This window comes from Moritella sp. 36, assembly GCF_018219415.1.
Taxonomy (GTDB): domain Bacteria; phylum Pseudomonadota; class Gammaproteobacteria; order Enterobacterales; family Moritellaceae; genus Moritella.
The window spans coordinates 596,860-611,906 of the sequence record NZ_CP056120.1; the positions used below are offsets into that span (position 1 = coordinate 596,860).

The 15,047-nt window shown below is 40.5% G+C and carries 14 protein-coding genes; 5 read left to right on the top strand and 9 right to left on the bottom strand.

Features of this window, described 5'->3' with window-relative positions; genetic code table 11:
• Positions 1-122: 122 nt before the first annotated feature.
• A complete protein-coding gene (gene tilS, locus HWV03_RS02795) occupies positions 123-1,448 on the top strand; it encodes a tRNA lysidine(34) synthetase TilS (protein ID WP_255547028.1) in 1,326 nt (441 codons plus the stop codon).
• Positions 1,449-1,559: 111 nt separating this feature from the next.
• On the opposite strand, the gene hutZ is transcribed toward tilS, so the two are convergent.
• Together hutZ and hutX are read right to left on the bottom strand one after the other, a co-directional pair.
• Positions 1,560-2,096, bottom strand: a complete 537-nt coding sequence (hutZ, locus tag HWV03_RS02800; RefSeq protein ID WP_255547030.1) for a heme utilization protein HutZ — start codon at positions 2,094-2,096, stop codon at positions 1,560-1,562.
• 27 nt (positions 2,097-2,123) lie between these two features.
• Complete coding sequence (gene hutX / locus HWV03_RS02805; RefSeq protein ID WP_211678363.1) at positions 2,124-2,660, bottom strand: heme utilization cystosolic carrier protein HutX; 537 nt, start codon at positions 2,658-2,660, stop codon at positions 2,124-2,126.
• 216 nt (positions 2,661-2,876) lie between these two features.
• Between hutX and HWV03_RS02810 the strand changes: the two genes are divergently transcribed.
• From HWV03_RS02810 to folA, 4 genes are all read left to right on the top strand, one after another.
• Positions 2,877-3,728 carry a heme/hemin ABC transporter substrate-binding protein gene (locus tag HWV03_RS02810; RefSeq protein WP_211678364.1) on the top strand — a complete coding sequence of 284 codons (852 nt, stop codon included), beginning with the start codon at positions 2,877-2,879 and terminating at the stop codon, positions 3,726-3,728.
• 12 nt (positions 3,729-3,740) lie between these two features.
• Complete coding sequence (locus HWV03_RS02815; RefSeq protein WP_211678365.1) at positions 3,741-4,793, top strand: FecCD family ABC transporter permease; 1,053 nt, start codon at positions 3,741-3,743, stop codon at positions 4,791-4,793.
• A 4-nt stretch (positions 4,794-4,797) separates the two neighbouring features.
• On the top strand, positions 4,798-5,586 hold the full coding sequence (locus tag HWV03_RS02820; protein WP_211678366.1) for a heme ABC transporter ATP-binding protein: 789 nt from the start codon (positions 4,798-4,800) through the stop codon (positions 5,584-5,586).
• Between the two features lie 63 nt (positions 5,587-5,649).
• Positions 5,650-6,138 (top strand): type 3 dihydrofolate reductase, encoded by a 489-nt coding sequence (gene folA, locus HWV03_RS02825; RefSeq protein ID WP_211678367.1) that lies wholly within the window; start codon positions 5,650-5,652, stop codon positions 6,136-6,138.
• Between the two features lie 125 nt (positions 6,139-6,263).
• Here the strand turns inward: folA and putP are convergent, their stop codons facing one another.
• The 7 genes from putP to lptD all read right to left on the bottom strand — a co-directional run bounded on the left by putP (position 6,264) and on the right by lptD (position 15,034).
• A complete protein-coding gene (gene putP / locus HWV03_RS02830) occupies positions 6,264-7,754 on the bottom strand; it encodes a sodium/proline symporter PutP (RefSeq protein ID WP_211678368.1) in 1,491 nt (496 codons plus the stop codon).
• A gap of 209 nt (positions 7,755-7,963) precedes the next feature.
• Complete coding sequence (locus HWV03_RS02835; RefSeq protein WP_211678369.1) at positions 7,964-8,788, bottom strand: symmetrical bis(5'-nucleosyl)-tetraphosphatase; 825 nt, start codon at positions 8,786-8,788, stop codon at positions 7,964-7,966.
• 59 nt (positions 8,789-8,847) lie between these two features.
• The gene (locus HWV03_RS02840) at positions 8,848-9,225 is read right to left on the bottom strand and encodes an ApaG domain-containing protein (RefSeq protein WP_211678370.1); all 378 of its coding nucleotides are present in this window, start codon (positions 9,223-9,225) and stop codon (positions 8,848-8,850) included.
• Between the two features lie 14 nt (positions 9,226-9,239).
• Complete coding sequence (gene rsmA / locus HWV03_RS02845; RefSeq protein ID WP_211678371.1) at positions 9,240-10,058, bottom strand: 16S rRNA (adenine(1518)-N(6)/adenine(1519)-N(6))-dimethyltransferase RsmA; 819 nt, start codon at positions 10,056-10,058, stop codon at positions 9,240-9,242.
• A complete protein-coding gene (gene pdxA / locus HWV03_RS02850) occupies positions 10,055-11,038 on the bottom strand; it encodes a 4-hydroxythreonine-4-phosphate dehydrogenase PdxA (protein WP_211678372.1) in 984 nt (327 codons plus the stop codon). Before pdxA ends, rsmA begins: the two co-directional genes overlap by 4 nt.
• Positions 11,039-11,050: 12 nt before the next feature.
• On the bottom strand, positions 11,051-12,349 hold the full coding sequence (gene surA, locus HWV03_RS02855) for a peptidylprolyl isomerase SurA (RefSeq protein ID WP_211678373.1): 1,299 nt from the start codon (positions 12,347-12,349) through the stop codon (positions 11,051-11,053).
• A gap of 252 nt (positions 12,350-12,601) precedes the next feature.
• Positions 12,602-15,034: an LPS assembly protein LptD gene (gene lptD / locus HWV03_RS02860; protein ID WP_255547035.1), complete on the bottom strand. Its 2,433-nt coding sequence runs from the start codon at positions 15,032-15,034 to the stop codon at positions 12,602-12,604.
• Positions 15,035-15,047: the final 13 nt, after the last annotated feature.

The window sequence follows — 15,047 nt, forward strand, 5'->3', positions numbered from 1 at the left end:
TATCTACCACTTTTCGGTATATACTGTTCTGGTCTATTCTAACTGTGATGATACCTGTGGTTACTAACGTCGATCTCTTTTCAACATTTCAGCACTCGTTACAATCGTTAACGACAAAGCCTATGCAGATTGTACTTGCTTATAGCGGTGGTCTTGATTCCCATGTGTTATTACATTTACTTGCCCGTTATCAGCAATTATATTCTCAGCATGATTACCTTGCCGTGCATGTTCATCACGGTTTAAGTGACAATGCGGATGCTTGGTTAACGCATTGTCAGCAAACTGCTGCGGCGTTAGGGATTAACTTTATCGCTGAAAAGGTCGTGCTTAATCTTGGCAGTCGAGAAAGCTTAGAAGCACAAGCGCGCACCGCCCGCTATCAAGCGATAGCAAAGTATCTCAATGATGGTTCATTATTATTACTTGGACAGCATCTTGATGATCAGCTTGAAACATTTTTGTTGCAGCTTAAGCGTGGTGCTGGTGTAAAAGGCTTGTCGGCAATGGCTGCGCAGATGCCTTTTTCATTACAAGCAAACTGCCAAATAGTCCGTCCTTTACTGACTCATTCGCAACAAATGTTGGTAGATTATGCCAGCCAAGCACAATTATATTGGGTCGAAGACGAAAGCAATAATGACCAGAGCTATGATCGTAACTTCTTGCGCCATCAAATTATCCCCAGTTTAAAACAGCGTTGGCCAGGTATAGCGCATGCTGTCCACCGCAGCGCAGAACTCTGTGCAGAGCAACAAGCGTTAGCGGATGAGATTGCGCAAATGGATCTTGTTACTTGTGAACATAGTTTAGCTGGGCTAAAGATTGTTGAATTAGATAAACTATCAAAAATTCGCCGTAACAATGTCATTCGTTTTTGGCTTGATACTCAACGACTACCTATGCCAAGCCGTCACCATTTAGATAAATTATGGTTAGAGGTAGTGAACGCGTCTGATGATGCTAATCCACAATTAAGTTGGCAGGCAGGTGAGTTTCGCCGTTATCAAGGTGTCCTTTATAATCAGCAGAAATACGCTGAGCTAAAAGACGTAGTGATAGGGCTTAGGCATACTAAACCTCAACGTATTGTGTTACCAGACAATATCGGCTTCTTGTATCTACAAGACTCGATACAAGATAAGCGTGGCGTTGATACCGGTAATACAATTGATGAAGGTGCCAGTACGATTTGTTTGAAAGCGCCACTCGAACATGAAAAGGTGACCATTCGTTTCCGCGGTGAGGGGAAGTGTCATCCTGTTGGGCGTATTGGCTCGCGTAGTATTAAAAAGTTATATCAAGAGTATCAGGTAGCACCTTGGCTACGCGATCGTATCCCATTAATCTATTATGGCGAAGAACTGGTTTGTGCGGTCGGGCTTTGGGTGTGCAAGGGTTATGAAGCGCAAGAAGGCTTATATTGGCATGTCACTCGTGAACAATAGCGTGTAATGACAGTATATCATGAGAGTATGGAATAAGCTGAGTTGAGTCAGTTACAGAAAAGCAGATGAATAAACCCCACCTGCTTTTATTCCTATCTTTTATTGAATTGGTTATCCAGCTTCAACTTTTTCTTTGACTTGTTGATGACCTTGTTCCAGGTGCACGAAGTCAATATCGTCATTACCGTTAACGGTATAAGCTTGACCAAAGCCTTTTACGTAACGACCTGTCTGTGGTTCGATACGGAAGAGACGGAAATCACTTAAACCACTTAAATTAGTGATTATTTCACCAAAACGAGTTTCTAGTGCAGGGATTGCTTGTGACCAAGATTCGCTTTCACGGGCAATGACTTCGGCATTCGCTTTGTATGTAAGACGGTGACGAGCAAAAATTTGTTTCGAATTTTGTTCATCTTCCAACAGCATAAAGGACAGATTCTTATTAACCAATAAGTTTTGCGTATGTTCAGCAACTTCACTGATTAAGATGTAATAGCCATCTTCTAAACGAACAAATGGTGCATAGCTGATATGTGGAAATCCGTCTGCGCTTAATGTTGATAAAATTAAAGTTTGACGCTCTTCTCTAAACTCTGCAATCTTTGGTTGTAAGCGATTTTCTAAGCGTTCTTTTTTATTTATCATAATGACCTTCGTGTCCGTTATTTATATTTAATTAGTAACGATAGCGATAGTTTCGTCACTTACTGTTTGCGTTGATAGTGCATGAAAACGTGCTATTTGTTCTGGGTTCACTTCGCCGTCTTTGTTACGGCCAAGATAAATTTTAAATACACTGTTACCCTTATGGTCAAAGAACTGCACGTAATAGCTTAATTTTCCACGTACCTTACGTGTGAGTAGAGCGATCGCAGATACATTATCAAGTTTTAAGTGGCCCTGTAAGCCGTCATTATCATGCGATAAATTGTAATAGCCGTAAGCATTTCTTCCTTTCGGGAAAGGCGCTTTTACTTCAAATACAAAACCAGATACTTCAATAATACAAGTTACTTTCCCCCAGTCTGCAATATTAGATAATAAGCGTTGTGCTTGTTCTGCTGGCAGCATATTCACTTCTTGCTCTGGCAATGCTTGGATCACCTGTAATTCACTGCAATTAAGTTCGAGCGCAACTTCAATGCTCCTTAATCGAGGTTGGTCAGCCATCAACTGACGAATGTCATTATGGGTAGTATTTTCTTGCATACTCTTTAGCCTTTTTAAACGACTCATCGTTATCGTAATAGTTGCAGATTAATATAGATGTAATGATAATGCAACCAATTCGCATTTGCATTGGCGGGGTTTGTTATTTACACTGTTGGGCAAGTACGAGTTAAATTTAATGACTGTATTTTAGATGAAATATCTATTTTTACTTAACTATGAAAAATATTATATTAACATTGGGTTGGAATTAAGATGCATAAGGTTTGGATTGGCGTTTGTTGTTTATTATTGTCATTCGGTAGTGTTGCCGGGGAACGTATCATTAGTGCTGGCGCGGGTGTTACCGAGTTATTGATTGCTTTGGATAAACAAGATGATTTGGTTGCTGTCGATTTGACTAGTCGCTACCCGGCCGTATTCAAATTACCTGTCGTTGGTTACCACCGTCAATTGTCTGCTGAAGGATTATTATCATTAGCACCAGATACACTGATTGGTAGTAGTGAGATGGGCCCACAATCAACGCTTGATTTGTTATCACAAAGTGGTGTTGAAGTGATGGTGTTACCGACAGAAACAACAACGACAAACCTACTTGATACGATTACCTTACTTGGTGATAAATTAGATAGAAAATTACAGGCCAAACAATTGATTACCAAGCTTGAACGCGATATTAATCAATTAGAAGCTAATCAACGGAAAATTAAAACGGCGAAAAAAATGCTGTTTTTACTGCTAAATGATAAAGGTACCTATACTGCGGCTGGTAGTAATACAACTGCGCATTCGGTGATGACATTAGCGGGTGCTATTAACCCTGCGGCAGAGCTTAATTCTTACCAAGCATTATCAGCAGAAGCGTTCTTAGCGATGGCCCCAGAAAGTATTTTAGTCAGTGGCCGTCATTGGAAAAAGTATCAAGATATCGATACCTTAATTGCGGCAATGCCATTATTAGCACAAACACCTGCAGGTCGTAATAAAGCGATTTATGTCATTGATGGCAGTGCGCTAATCGGTGGTCTGGGACTGAGTAGTGTCGAACAAGCAAAGCAGTTACAGCGTAAGATATACCCTCAGTTATCAGCAGATTTAGATTAAGTAAGGGCATATATGTTTGTTAATAGCCGTTGGCCATTGTTGTTACCGAGTTTTGTTTTATTTTGTCTTGCTTCTATGGTGGTGTTATCTGTTTCTGTGGGACCAATGGCGATCTCGTTTGCTGACAGTATTAAAGCATTATTGGTTAATTGGGTTAATTGGCAATCGCCAGTAAGCACTCAAAACGCCATTGTGGTGAGTCATATTCGCTTTCCTCGCACGCTACTCTGTTTATCTATTGGCGGTATATTGGGATTAACTGGCGCGGTGATGCAAGGTGTGTTTCGTAACCCGTTAGCTGATCCTGGTATTATTGGGGTCAGCAGTGGTGCTGCACTGGGGGCGGGTTTAGGTATTGTTATTTTTGCTGATTTGATGGTTGATTTACCTGATTGGTTACAATTGAGTACGGTGTCTTTTTTTGCATTTACCTTTGCTTTAGCGGTTTGTTTATTAGTCTACAAATTAGGGACGAGTAGCCAAGGCAGTTCTGTGGTGGTGATGTTACTTGCGGGTGTAGCAATCAGTGCGATCGCTGGCGCGGGAATGGGCATGCTCACGTATATTGCCGATGATCAAAGTCTGCGTGATTTGAGTTTGTGGCAAATGGGCTCAATGGCGGGCAGTAATTGGATCAGTATTACTATCAGTAGTATCACTCTGGTATTTTTGCTGGTGGTGTTTATGTCATCAGCGAAAGCATTGAATATTTTATTATTGGGGGATGCGGAAGCGGTACATCTTGGTATCGATATTGTACGTATAAAACGTCGGTTAATATTTTGCTGTGCCATCGGGCTCGGGGTTGCGGTATCAATCGCAGGTATGATTGGGTTTATTGGTTTGATTATTCCACATCTAGTTCGCTTGTTAGTGGGGCCTAACCATCAACGTTTATTACCATTATCTGCGATGTTAGGGGCATTGTTATTATTACTTGCCGATATTTTAGCGCGTACCGTCATGGCTCCAAGTGAAGTACCTGTAGGTATTATAACTGCGTTATTAGGCAGTCCTTTCTTTATTATCTTATTACTCCAACAACGCTCTAAATTAGGAATATAGTTTGATGTCAAACACGACAAAATCGGTACTGCATTGCCAGCAGCTAAACTATCATATTGCCGGTAAATGTATTTTTAATGATCTCAATTTGACGTTAGAGGAAGGGGAGTTTTTGGCTGTTCTCGGCCCTAATGGTGCAGGTAAAAGCTCATTGTTTAAAGCCATCACCGGAGAGTTGAAACCTACCTCGGGGGCAATATTCTTAAACGGTGAAGTACGTAACAGTATTAGCATGAGAGAGATCGCGAAGACGTTGGCGGTATTGCCGCAAAGTGCCAGTTTAAGTTTTGCATTTCAAGTGATTGATGTGGTGATGATGGGTGGCTTACAGGCCGACTGTAGCCAAGCTAAAGTAAAAGATCTCGCCGATATTATTCTAACTGAACAAGAAATCGAGCATTTAAGAATCCGATCTTATCCAACATTATCGGGTGGTGAAAAGCAGCGCGTGCATTTTGCGCGAGTGCTGTTGCAATTAGCGGTGGGTAATAAGAACAAACCGCAGTTACTATTATTAGATGAGCCAACAGCAGCGTTGGATATAAATTATCAACATCAATTATTAAAGAGCGCCAAGCATCTAGCGCAGACAGGGGTGGCGGTTATTGCGGTATTACATGATCTTAATTTGGCGGCTAAGTATGCTGACCGGATTATCTTATTGAAAGAAGGTAATATCTGCGCCAATGGCAGCGCTGAGCAGGTGGTGACCACTGATAATATCCGTGATGTTTATGGCTATGAAAGCACCGTTATTAACAATTCTGATTTTTCGCACCCGATTGTGATGTAATTCTGGTGATCGTGGATATGCTGGTGTACCGTAACAAACCTATTGTTTGATTAAGGAGTTGTTGTGATTGTTTCAATGATCGCCGCACTGGCGAATAACCGCGTGATTGGTTTAGATAATAAGATGCCGTGGCACTTACCTGCTGAGTTACAACTGTTTAAACGTGCGACGCTAGGTAAACCTATCGTGATGGGGCGTAATACCTTTGAATCAATTGGTCGCCCATTACCGGGGCGTTTAAACATCGTATTAAGTCGACAAACAGATTATAAGCCAGAAGGCGTTACTGTTGTTGCTACGCTAGATGATGCAGTCGTGGCAGCTGGTGATGTGGAAGAGTTGATGATCATTGGCGGGGCGACGATTTACAACCAATGCTTAGCCGCCGCTGACCGTTTGTATTTGACCCATATTGAATTAACAACAGAAGGGGATACTTGGTTCCCTGATTATGAGCAGTACAATTGGCAAGAAATTGAACACGAGTACTATGCGGCAGATGATAAAAATCCGCACGATTACCGCTTTAGTTTACTTGAACGAGTGAAGTAGCTATTAGCTGACGAGTAGAATGGCGCAGAGTGAACTAGACTAAAAAATAAAATGCCGCGCTAGTGATAGCGCGGCATTTTTTTATCGTTAATTTTTACTATTAACTTAGTTCGTGCTGGTGGCTATTACGCCATTGTATCTAAGCTAGATTCGAATTCGTCGAATTGAGCGTGGATACTTTCGTCTTCTTGTTTACCAATCAGTGAAATGATAACAATCGCGAGAGAAGCAAGGATGATACCTGGTACGATTTCATAGAGGTCAAAAATACCGCCACTTAATTGTTTCCACACAACAACTGTAACTGCACCAACAATAATACCTGCAAGCGCACCGTTACGCGTCATACCACGCCAGTATAGCGAGATGATTAATGCTGGACCAAATGCAGCACCAAAACCAGCCCATGCGTAAGATACTAAGCCAAGTACTGAGCTGTCAGGGTTAAGGGCAAGCAACAATGCAATGATAGACAGACCAACCACACCAAAGCGACCAACAGTAACAAGCTCTTCACTTGTTGCTTGTGGACGAATTAACTGTTTGTAGAAATCTTCAGCCAGTGCTGATGATGATACAAGTAGTTGTGAATCAGCAGTACTCATGATTGCAGCTAAGATCGCAGCAAGTAGAATACCAGCAACAACAGGGTGAAAGATGCTGTTCACTAATAACATGAAGATCGTTTCAGCGTCAGCGATAGTGATATTGTTCGTATTCGTATACACCAGACCCACTAGACCTACTAACATTGCACCAAACATAGACAATAAAGTCCAAACAACCGCAATATGACGTGCTTTAACAAGGTCTTTATTACTACGTGTTGCTTTGAAACGCGCAAGAATATGTGGTTGACCGAAATAACCTAGGCCCCAAGCAACTAATGAAATAATTGCAATTGCGCTCAGGTCTTCACCTTTGCTGTTTTGCCATATTGTCAGTAGTTCCGGATTAATGTCGTTCATGGCAGATGCTAGATCGCTAAAGCTACCGTCCATCGCGCTGAGAGGCACGATTAATAGTGCCGCTGACATCAACAGGCCTTGTACTAAATCAGTCCAAGATACAGCAAGGAAACCACCGAATAGCGTATAAGAAACTACACATACCGTACCGAGTACAACTGCGATTTGATAATCTAGACCAAATACTGTTTCAAATAATTTACCGCCAGCCACTAATCCTGCGCTTGTATAGAACAAGAAGAACATTAGGATAAAGAATGCTGAACAAATTTGAATGGCCTTTGAGTTGTCTTTAAAACGACGTGATAGGAATTCTGGTAAGGTGATTGACTTAGTTACGATACTGTAGGTACGTAAACGTTTCGCACAGATCAACCAGTTAAGCCAAGTACCAATTAACAAACCACCTGCTAACCAGATCGCTTCCATACCGGCGGCATACGCATAACCCGGTAAGCCAAGTAGCAACCAGCCGCTCATGTCTGAAGCACCTGCAGATAGAGCCGCAGGCCAAGGACCTAAATTACGGCCACCTAAAAAATAGTCTGTTGAGCTCTTGGTTTGTCGATAAGCATACACACCGATACCAAGCATAACAGCAAGGTAAACAAGGAATGTAGCTGTAATAATGAAATTATTTTCAATCATGTATATAAGCCTTAGTTGTAAAGTCGTTATTTTTTACTTTTTATTTTTATAGCTAAACTCAACCAAACCACGTCAATATACTTGTTCGCGATAATATTGATGTGGTTTGGCTAAAATTAGGGTGCAGTATATACGAACAGTTATGTTATTACTTAACATTAAAGCAACACTGTGATAACCCGCGTATTATTTAATCTTATTCTAGTCAATTATGTCGCATGAGTTAGGCATGGAACGGAAAAAACTGCCTTATCTTCCCAGCGTAACATAGTTAAGCTGTTCCCCCATACGCAGCCAGTATCAAGTGTTGTCGCATTTTTATGGCTGCAATTTCCTTCTAATGCAGCCCAATGACCAAAAATAACATGGGCGCCCTCAAGGTGTGAACCCGTGACTTCATACCAAGGTATATGCTGCATATTATTATTTGTCGTTGGTGAATGCTTGTTGTGAAACTCTAGCTGTCCATTCGGTGCGCAAAAACGCATTCGGGTAAAGGCATTAATAATAAATCGCAAGCGATCGAAACTTTGTAGATTTTCTCGCCAATAATCAGGTTGGGCACCGTACATGTTTGCGAGTAATGCCAAGTAATCATCGCCACGCAATTGTATACTAACCTCTTCTGCATAGCGTTTTGCTTGTTGCTGGGTCCATTGTGGACTGATACCGGCATGTACCATGATAATATTGAAGGCATCATGATATGCAAGTAGTGGTTGCTGACGTAGCCATAATAGCAATTCATCTTTGTCTTCTGCTGCAAAGATCGCCTGCGTTTTATCCTTAGGGTTTAGCTTAGCTAACCCTGCGTCAATAGCGAGTAAATGTAAATCATGATTACCAAGTACGGTGACAGCAGCAGAACCGAGCTGTTTAACAAAACGCAGTGTTTCTAATGATTTTGGTCCTCGGGCAACAAGATCCCCTGTTAACCAAAGTTTATCTTGGCGTGGATCGAAATTAACTTGCTGTAACAAATGTTGCAGATCGTCGAAACAACCTTGAATATCACCAACAAAATAAGTTGCCATGTATAAATTACCTTTCTAGCTGAGCGTGATGAAGTATGTGCGTTAACGCGTTTAATTGATTAGTGTAAAAGATTTGGTGTGACAAGACGAAATGGTTCGATAGTGATCACCACTAATTCACTGGCACTGAGTTGTAATTCTATCTTTCCCTGAACGATACTCAATGGAGAATGGGTAATTATATCATTGCTATAGCAAAAATCTTGTTGTGAAGAGATAAGATAATCATTATCTTGAAATGGGTTGTTTAATTCGGAAACTGTGCCGTCGCCGTCAGTGAGTAATAGCTGGATATTTGATAAGTTAACAGACTGGCTTAATGGATTGGTTAAAGTAATGGTATAAGTAAAGAAGTACCTGTGTTGTGCTGGTACAGATACTTCTTCGATATATTCGGTGTCAATGGTAAGAGTGAATGAATCAGCGATACTTACCATTGATACGAACTGTCTTAATCCGCTGCTTGCATTGGATTATCGGTTACGAAATTTGCAATCGTAACATAGTTTTCAAGCGTTAAGTTTTCAGGGCGTAGAGAAACGTTAATTCCTAGCGCTTCAATGTCATCAACCGAAATCACTTTTTTCAAGCTATTACGAATTGTTTTACGACGTTGGTTAAAGGCACTTGTCACTACGTGGTTAAGTACTTTTAAGCTTTTCGCGGGATGCGGTAATACAGCATGTGGCTCTAAACGAACTACCGCTGAATCGACTTTTGGTGCAGGTCTAAATGCTTCAGGACCCACTTCAAGTACTGGTGTTACATTACAGTAGTATTGCGTCATGACTGTTAAGCGGCCATAACTTTTAGTGTTATGGTTAGCGGCTAAACGTTGTACAACTTCTTTTTGTAACATGAAGTGCATATCTTGGATATCTTCATGGAATTCAAATAAGTGGAACATTAACGGCGTTGAAATATTGTAAGGTAAATTACCAAAAATACGCATTTTCATATTCGGTTTGATTAACTGATTAAAATCAAAACGCATTGCGTCTGCTTGGTTAATGTCTAACTTTTTAGATAGTACCGGGTGTTGCTCTAGGCGTTCAGCAAGATCTCTATCCAGCTCTACAACTGTCATCTTATCGAGACAAGCTGCTACAGGCTCGGTTAAGGCGCCTAAACCTGGACCAATTTCAATTAGGTTTTCACCTTTTTGCGGATTAATCGATGCAACAATTTGACCAATTACATAGGCATCATGTAAGAAGTTTTGACCAAAACGTTTTTTCGCGGTGTGACCTAAATGGACCTTGTCGTTCATGCGTGTTTCTCTACCATTTCTATTGCTTGGTTTACTGCTGTAAACATACTGCCGGCGTCGGCTGTTCCAGTACCTGCAAGTTCAATTGCAGTACCGTGATCAACTGATGTACGGATAAAAGGTAAGCCCAGGGTAATATTTACTGAGCTGCCAAAACCAACCGATTTTAATACCGGTAATCCTTGGTCATGATACATTGCTAATACAACGTCAGCATCGTTAAGATACTTAGGCTGGAACAAGGTATCTGCAGGGAGGGGGCCTGTCAAATCCATACCCTCATCGCGAAGTTTCATTAACGTCGGAGAAATTATTTCAATTTCTTCGCGACCTAGATGTCCATCTTCGCCTGCATGTGGATTAAGTCCACATACATAAATTTTTGGTCGTTCAATACCAAATTTAGTTTTCATTTCAGCGTGAAGGATGCGAATAATATTACTTAATCGCTCTTCTGTTATCGCTTTTGCGACATACGCGAGTGGAATATGTGTGGTGACTAATGCCACTCGTAATCCAGTTGTTGCAAGTAGCATTACCACATCCGCGGTTTCTGATTGCTGCGCAAAAAACTCAGTGTGACCACTAAAAGACACACCCGCTTTATTAATAATGCCTTTATTTACAGGTCCTGTTACGACAGCGTTAAACTCTGCAGACATATTTTTTTCACATGCGAATTGCAGAGTATCTAATACGTAGCGGCCATTCGTCTCATTAAGCTTACCTGGTTCTGCAGGTGCAGCCATTTTCATTGGTGCGATAGTTAGGGTGCCAGCACGTTGTGGTTGTGCTGGTATACTTGGGTTATATTCGATTAATTCAATCGTTTTACCCAGTATTTTTGCTCGAGATAAAATGAGTTCTGGATCTGCGCAAAGTACGAGCTCTACTGGCCAGTCTTGCTTCGTTAATTCCAGTACAAGATCTGGACCAATGCCAGCTGGCTCACCTGGAGTTATTGCTATTCGATGAGTCACATTTTCACCTGTTTACGATTCATTATCTAAAATACGAATATAAGCTTCTTGTTTTAATTCATTTAACCAAGCTTGGCTTTCTTCAGCTGCACGACGATTATACAACAATTGCCATGCTTTTTGGCGATTTGCTTTATCTGTCGTATCTTGTGTACGTCTATCAAGTAGTTGTACTATGTGCCAGCCATGGCTAGAACGAAATGCAGGGCTAATTTCACCTTTTTTCAAGTCTTTTAGCGCTAATTTAAATGCAGGTACATAGATATTTGGATCTGCCCAGCCCAATTCACCGCCTTTGAGGGCAGAGCCTGTGTCATCTGAATAGGCTTTCGCTAGTTCAGCAAAGTCCGCATCACCTGATTTAATTCGGGCTAAATAATCATTTAATAATGATTTCGCTTTGTCGTCGCTTAAGATTACTGATGGTTTAACCAGAATATGACGTGCATTGACTTCTTTTGTCATTACCGTTTCTACGCCACGCATATCGGTAATTTTGATGATATGCAATCCAGCGCCACTGCGGATAGGACCTATGATGTCCCCTTTTTTGGCATTGGTCACTGCTTCTGCGAATAGTGTCGGCATTTCATTGATATTCATCCAGCCCCAATCGCCACCATCAAGTGCTTTTGGACCTGCCGAGACGGCTAAAGCGAGACTTGAAAATACTTCGCCTGCATTTAGCTGTGTTTGTATATCGGCAATTTTAGTTTGTAATGCTTCCATCGTCGCGCTATCAGCGTCGTTAGGGACACGTAGCATGATATGACTTACACGATATTGTATATTTTTCTGTCCTTGTTCGTTGATGATCGCAAGTAGATTATCAACGTCTTGATCCGAAATGGTGATACGGCGACGCATTTGCATACGCTGCACTTCGTTGGTTAATAACTGAATGCGTAATTCTTCTTTATAGTCGTTAAAATTACCACCGTCAGCAAGGATGCTTTCACGCAGCTGTTCAACGGTTTGGTTATTATCTTTCGCAATATTGTTTAACGTATCATCGAGCTGAGCATTACTAATACGCATGCCCATTTTTTTTGCCATTTGTAACTGTAGGCTATCAATGATGAGTTTATCTAACGCTTGCTGGGTCAGTATCTCTTGGGACGGTAAAGTTTGGCCTGCTTTTGTTGCTCGTTTCGTTACCGAGCTTGTTAATGCGTTGACATCACTCGCTAAAATAACTTCTTCATTAACAATCGCAATCACTTCATCGAGTTTAGTTAGCTCGGCTTGAGCTTGCCAGCTCGCTACAACTATGACTCCGGATAATAGAGTCTTAATTACTTTTTTAATCACTTTATTAATTCCTATTCAATATCGACTATAACTGAGACAGCAGTAGGCTGAAAACTATCAATTTTACCACGGGAAAGTATGAGGATTGTGTAATTCGCTGAAAACCGAGGTGAAAAAGTAAGCGGAAGTATACCTTGTCAGGCTTTCAATGCAATCGTCATGAGCTGTAAATCCCTTTTTGACTGATAACGGCGGGTTAATTACCACCGTTATCATGCTTAAGATCTATGCATAAAATTTTATAAACCACACTTATTCACGTAATTGGAACGGTTGACCGTATGTAAATAAACTTGAAGCACCTATACTATTAATATTATTCCCCATTCCGCCCAAACCTTTTAGCTCGAACATCAGTGATGGACCCTGATCAAACTCTGTTTCGCCAGTACTAATATTGTGTGATTTTAGGCGATAGCTATAATCAAGACGAATTGCCCAACAGCATGATTCATATTTAATACCAACAAAAGCGTCTTGGGTTATTTTATTTTCAACATCGTAGTAATAACTTGCACCCATGTCCCACTGATTATTGATTGGTAAGATATATTTTGAACCAACTTGGTTGATTGTCGAATTAACTTGGCGATTTGGATTTTCCAGTATAGATGCGGTATCTTCAATATAACGGTAGTTGAATTGTACCCGTTGACCACGGTCAAAGCGATATTCAATCGCTGCATCTGCACGACGTACTAGATTATCTTCGTGAGCATATTCAATACTGTTATTAAAGAATAAATTATCGTTAATCTTAACATCTGTTTCCATTACGATACTTGATGTCGTCACGTCAGTGTTATCTGTCTTCGCCTTCGCCTCTGGAGATATACCAACTTGAGTATCACCAAAGTAAACGATTTGACCAAGCGCAAAGCGGAACCTTTCACTGCCTATTTTATCGAATACACGGCTTGTTAAACCAATTGTAAATTGATTTGTATCGGCAATACGGTCATAACCAATATAAGTACGATCACGGTATAAGCCTATAAAGTCTTGTTGAATAGTCGATGAATCGTAAATACCAATGTTGTCTTGGTTTTTATATGGAATATATAAGTATTGGACTTGCGGCTCCAAAGTCTGAGTGAATTGATTACTAAACCAAGATGTCGAACGCTCAAAATTTAAACCTGCGTGTAATCTAGTTGTTGGTATTACACGAACAACTTCTTCGTCTAATTTACCTTTATAGCCATTCTTAAAATTGCCATTATCGGACTCGTTAAATGTTTGAGAGTAGTAAGTCATAGGTAGTTTAAATTCGGCAACCGCAAAACCTGCTGGGCGCTCATAAGGGAAACTAATGCCTGGCTCTATGTGGGTTCTGATACCGCTGTATACTTGACTGTTAGAGTGTGAAAAATTAGTCATTTCACTATAAACGGACAGCTCAATCGGATTATTATCGAATTGTTGGTAACCGGTAAAAGCGATCTTCGGCAATACTTTATGTGGTGTTACAGCATCACTTAAAATTTGAAAATCACGGACTTCAAATTGTGATGACGTCATATCTGTATTATAAGTCAAGGCTGCAGTTCTAAGTAGTGTATTGCTGTCTCGAGAACCTACTGTCGTATCAAGGTCAGTAAAATAGTCGTCATCATTGACGTGTGTATAGCTAGCGTTGAAGTTTAAATGGTCATTTAAATTACCGTTCTGATCCCAATGGTAGAGGACGCGATCAGTATTTTTTTTGTTGTCATCAGTCTTTTTATCATTGGCGGCTTGGACTTTTTTATCATCACCAAGATATTCAACATTAATATTACCACTTTGCTCAGCGACTAAATAACGAAATTTAGTGGTTAATTGGACACCACGCTTCTTCATATAAGTTGGTGTTATTGTCATGTCATAGTTTGGCGCTATATTCCAATAGAATGGCTGAGAGAGGGTAATACCATTTCCTAATGAATCATCATATGATGGGAATAATAAACCTGTTCTACGCTTATTTGTCGTTGGATAAGTAAAATATGGCATATAGAAAACGGGAACTTCTTTAAAATACAACGTTGCGTTATAAGCTTCAGCAACTTCATCTGTATTATCGATGTCAATAGAAGATGCACGTAACACCCAGCTATTATCTCCATAGGGACATTGGGTATAAGTCGAGCGCTGCATTAAAATATTGTCGCCACTATTAGTAACATAAACTTTTTTAGCTTTACCATTAGCGGCTTGACCATGTAGTAAATAATCTACCTGTGTTAGCTCGGCATCTTTGGTGTCTAAGTTTGCTTTCAATGAGCGACCATTCATTGTCGCCGTACTGCCTTCTAATACAACATTACCTTCGGCGGTTAAGATATTGGTTAACTGATACAAAATGATTTCATCAGCGGATAATTCTCGATTACCTTGAGTAAAGTTCACATCACCGGTAAAAATAGCTTTGTTACCTTGGATTACTTTCGCATCATCTGATAATAGCTGGATCTCGTTAGCGGCTTTAGTATCTGTAATTGGAGGCTTTATCGCAGGCACATAAGGGTAGCATTGTTTAAACAAGCTTAGCTCAGCTAATTCGGACGAAGCTGTGACGTCATCAATGATAGTTGAAATACCATCTTCATTGGTGATAATTGTAGCTGCGCTAGCTGAGAATACGACACCGCTGAGTGTTGAAAATAAGGTAAAAAGGCGCATTTTAACAATCCATTTTGTCATCGATAATTTCATT

Bases quoted from the DNA above. Each gene is read 5' to 3' on its own strand.
- HWV03_RS02840 (WP_211678370.1), bottom strand. From the start codon at position 9,225: ATGGTAAGTATCGCTGATTCATTCACTCTTACCATTGACACCGAATAT.
- HWV03_RS02810 (WP_211678364.1), top strand. From the start codon at position 2,877: ATGCATAAGGTTTGGATTGGCGTTTGTTGTTTATTATTGTCATTCGGT.
- hutX (WP_211678363.1), bottom strand. From the start codon at position 2,660: ATGCAAGAAAATACTACCCATAATGACATTCGTCAGTTGATGGCTGAC.
- HWV03_RS02815 (WP_211678365.1), top strand. From the start codon at position 3,741: ATGTTTGTTAATAGCCGTTGGCCATTGTTGTTACCGAGTTTTGTTTTA.
- HWV03_RS02820 (WP_211678366.1), top strand. From the start codon at position 4,798: ATGTCAAACACGACAAAATCGGTACTGCATTGCCAGCAGCTAAACTAT.
- hutZ (WP_255547030.1), bottom strand. From the start codon at position 2,096: ATGATAAATAAAAAAGAACGCTTAGAAAATCGCTTACAACCAAAGATT.
- lptD (WP_255547035.1), bottom strand. From the start codon at position 15,034: ATGACAAAATGGATTGTTAAAATGCGCCTTTTTACCTTATTTTCAACA.
- tilS (WP_255547028.1), top strand. From the start codon at position 123: ATGCAGATTGTACTTGCTTATAGCGGTGGTCTTGATTCCCATGTGTTA.
- rsmA (WP_211678371.1), bottom strand. From the start codon at position 10,058: ATGAACGACAAGGTCCATTTAGGTCACACCGCGAAAAAACGTTTTGGT.
- putP (WP_211678368.1), bottom strand. From the start codon at position 7,754: ATGATTGAAAATAATTTCATTATTACAGCTACATTCCTTGTTTACCTT.
- HWV03_RS02835 (WP_211678369.1), bottom strand. From the start codon at position 8,788: ATGGCAACTTATTTTGTTGGTGATATTCAAGGTTGTTTCGACGATCTG.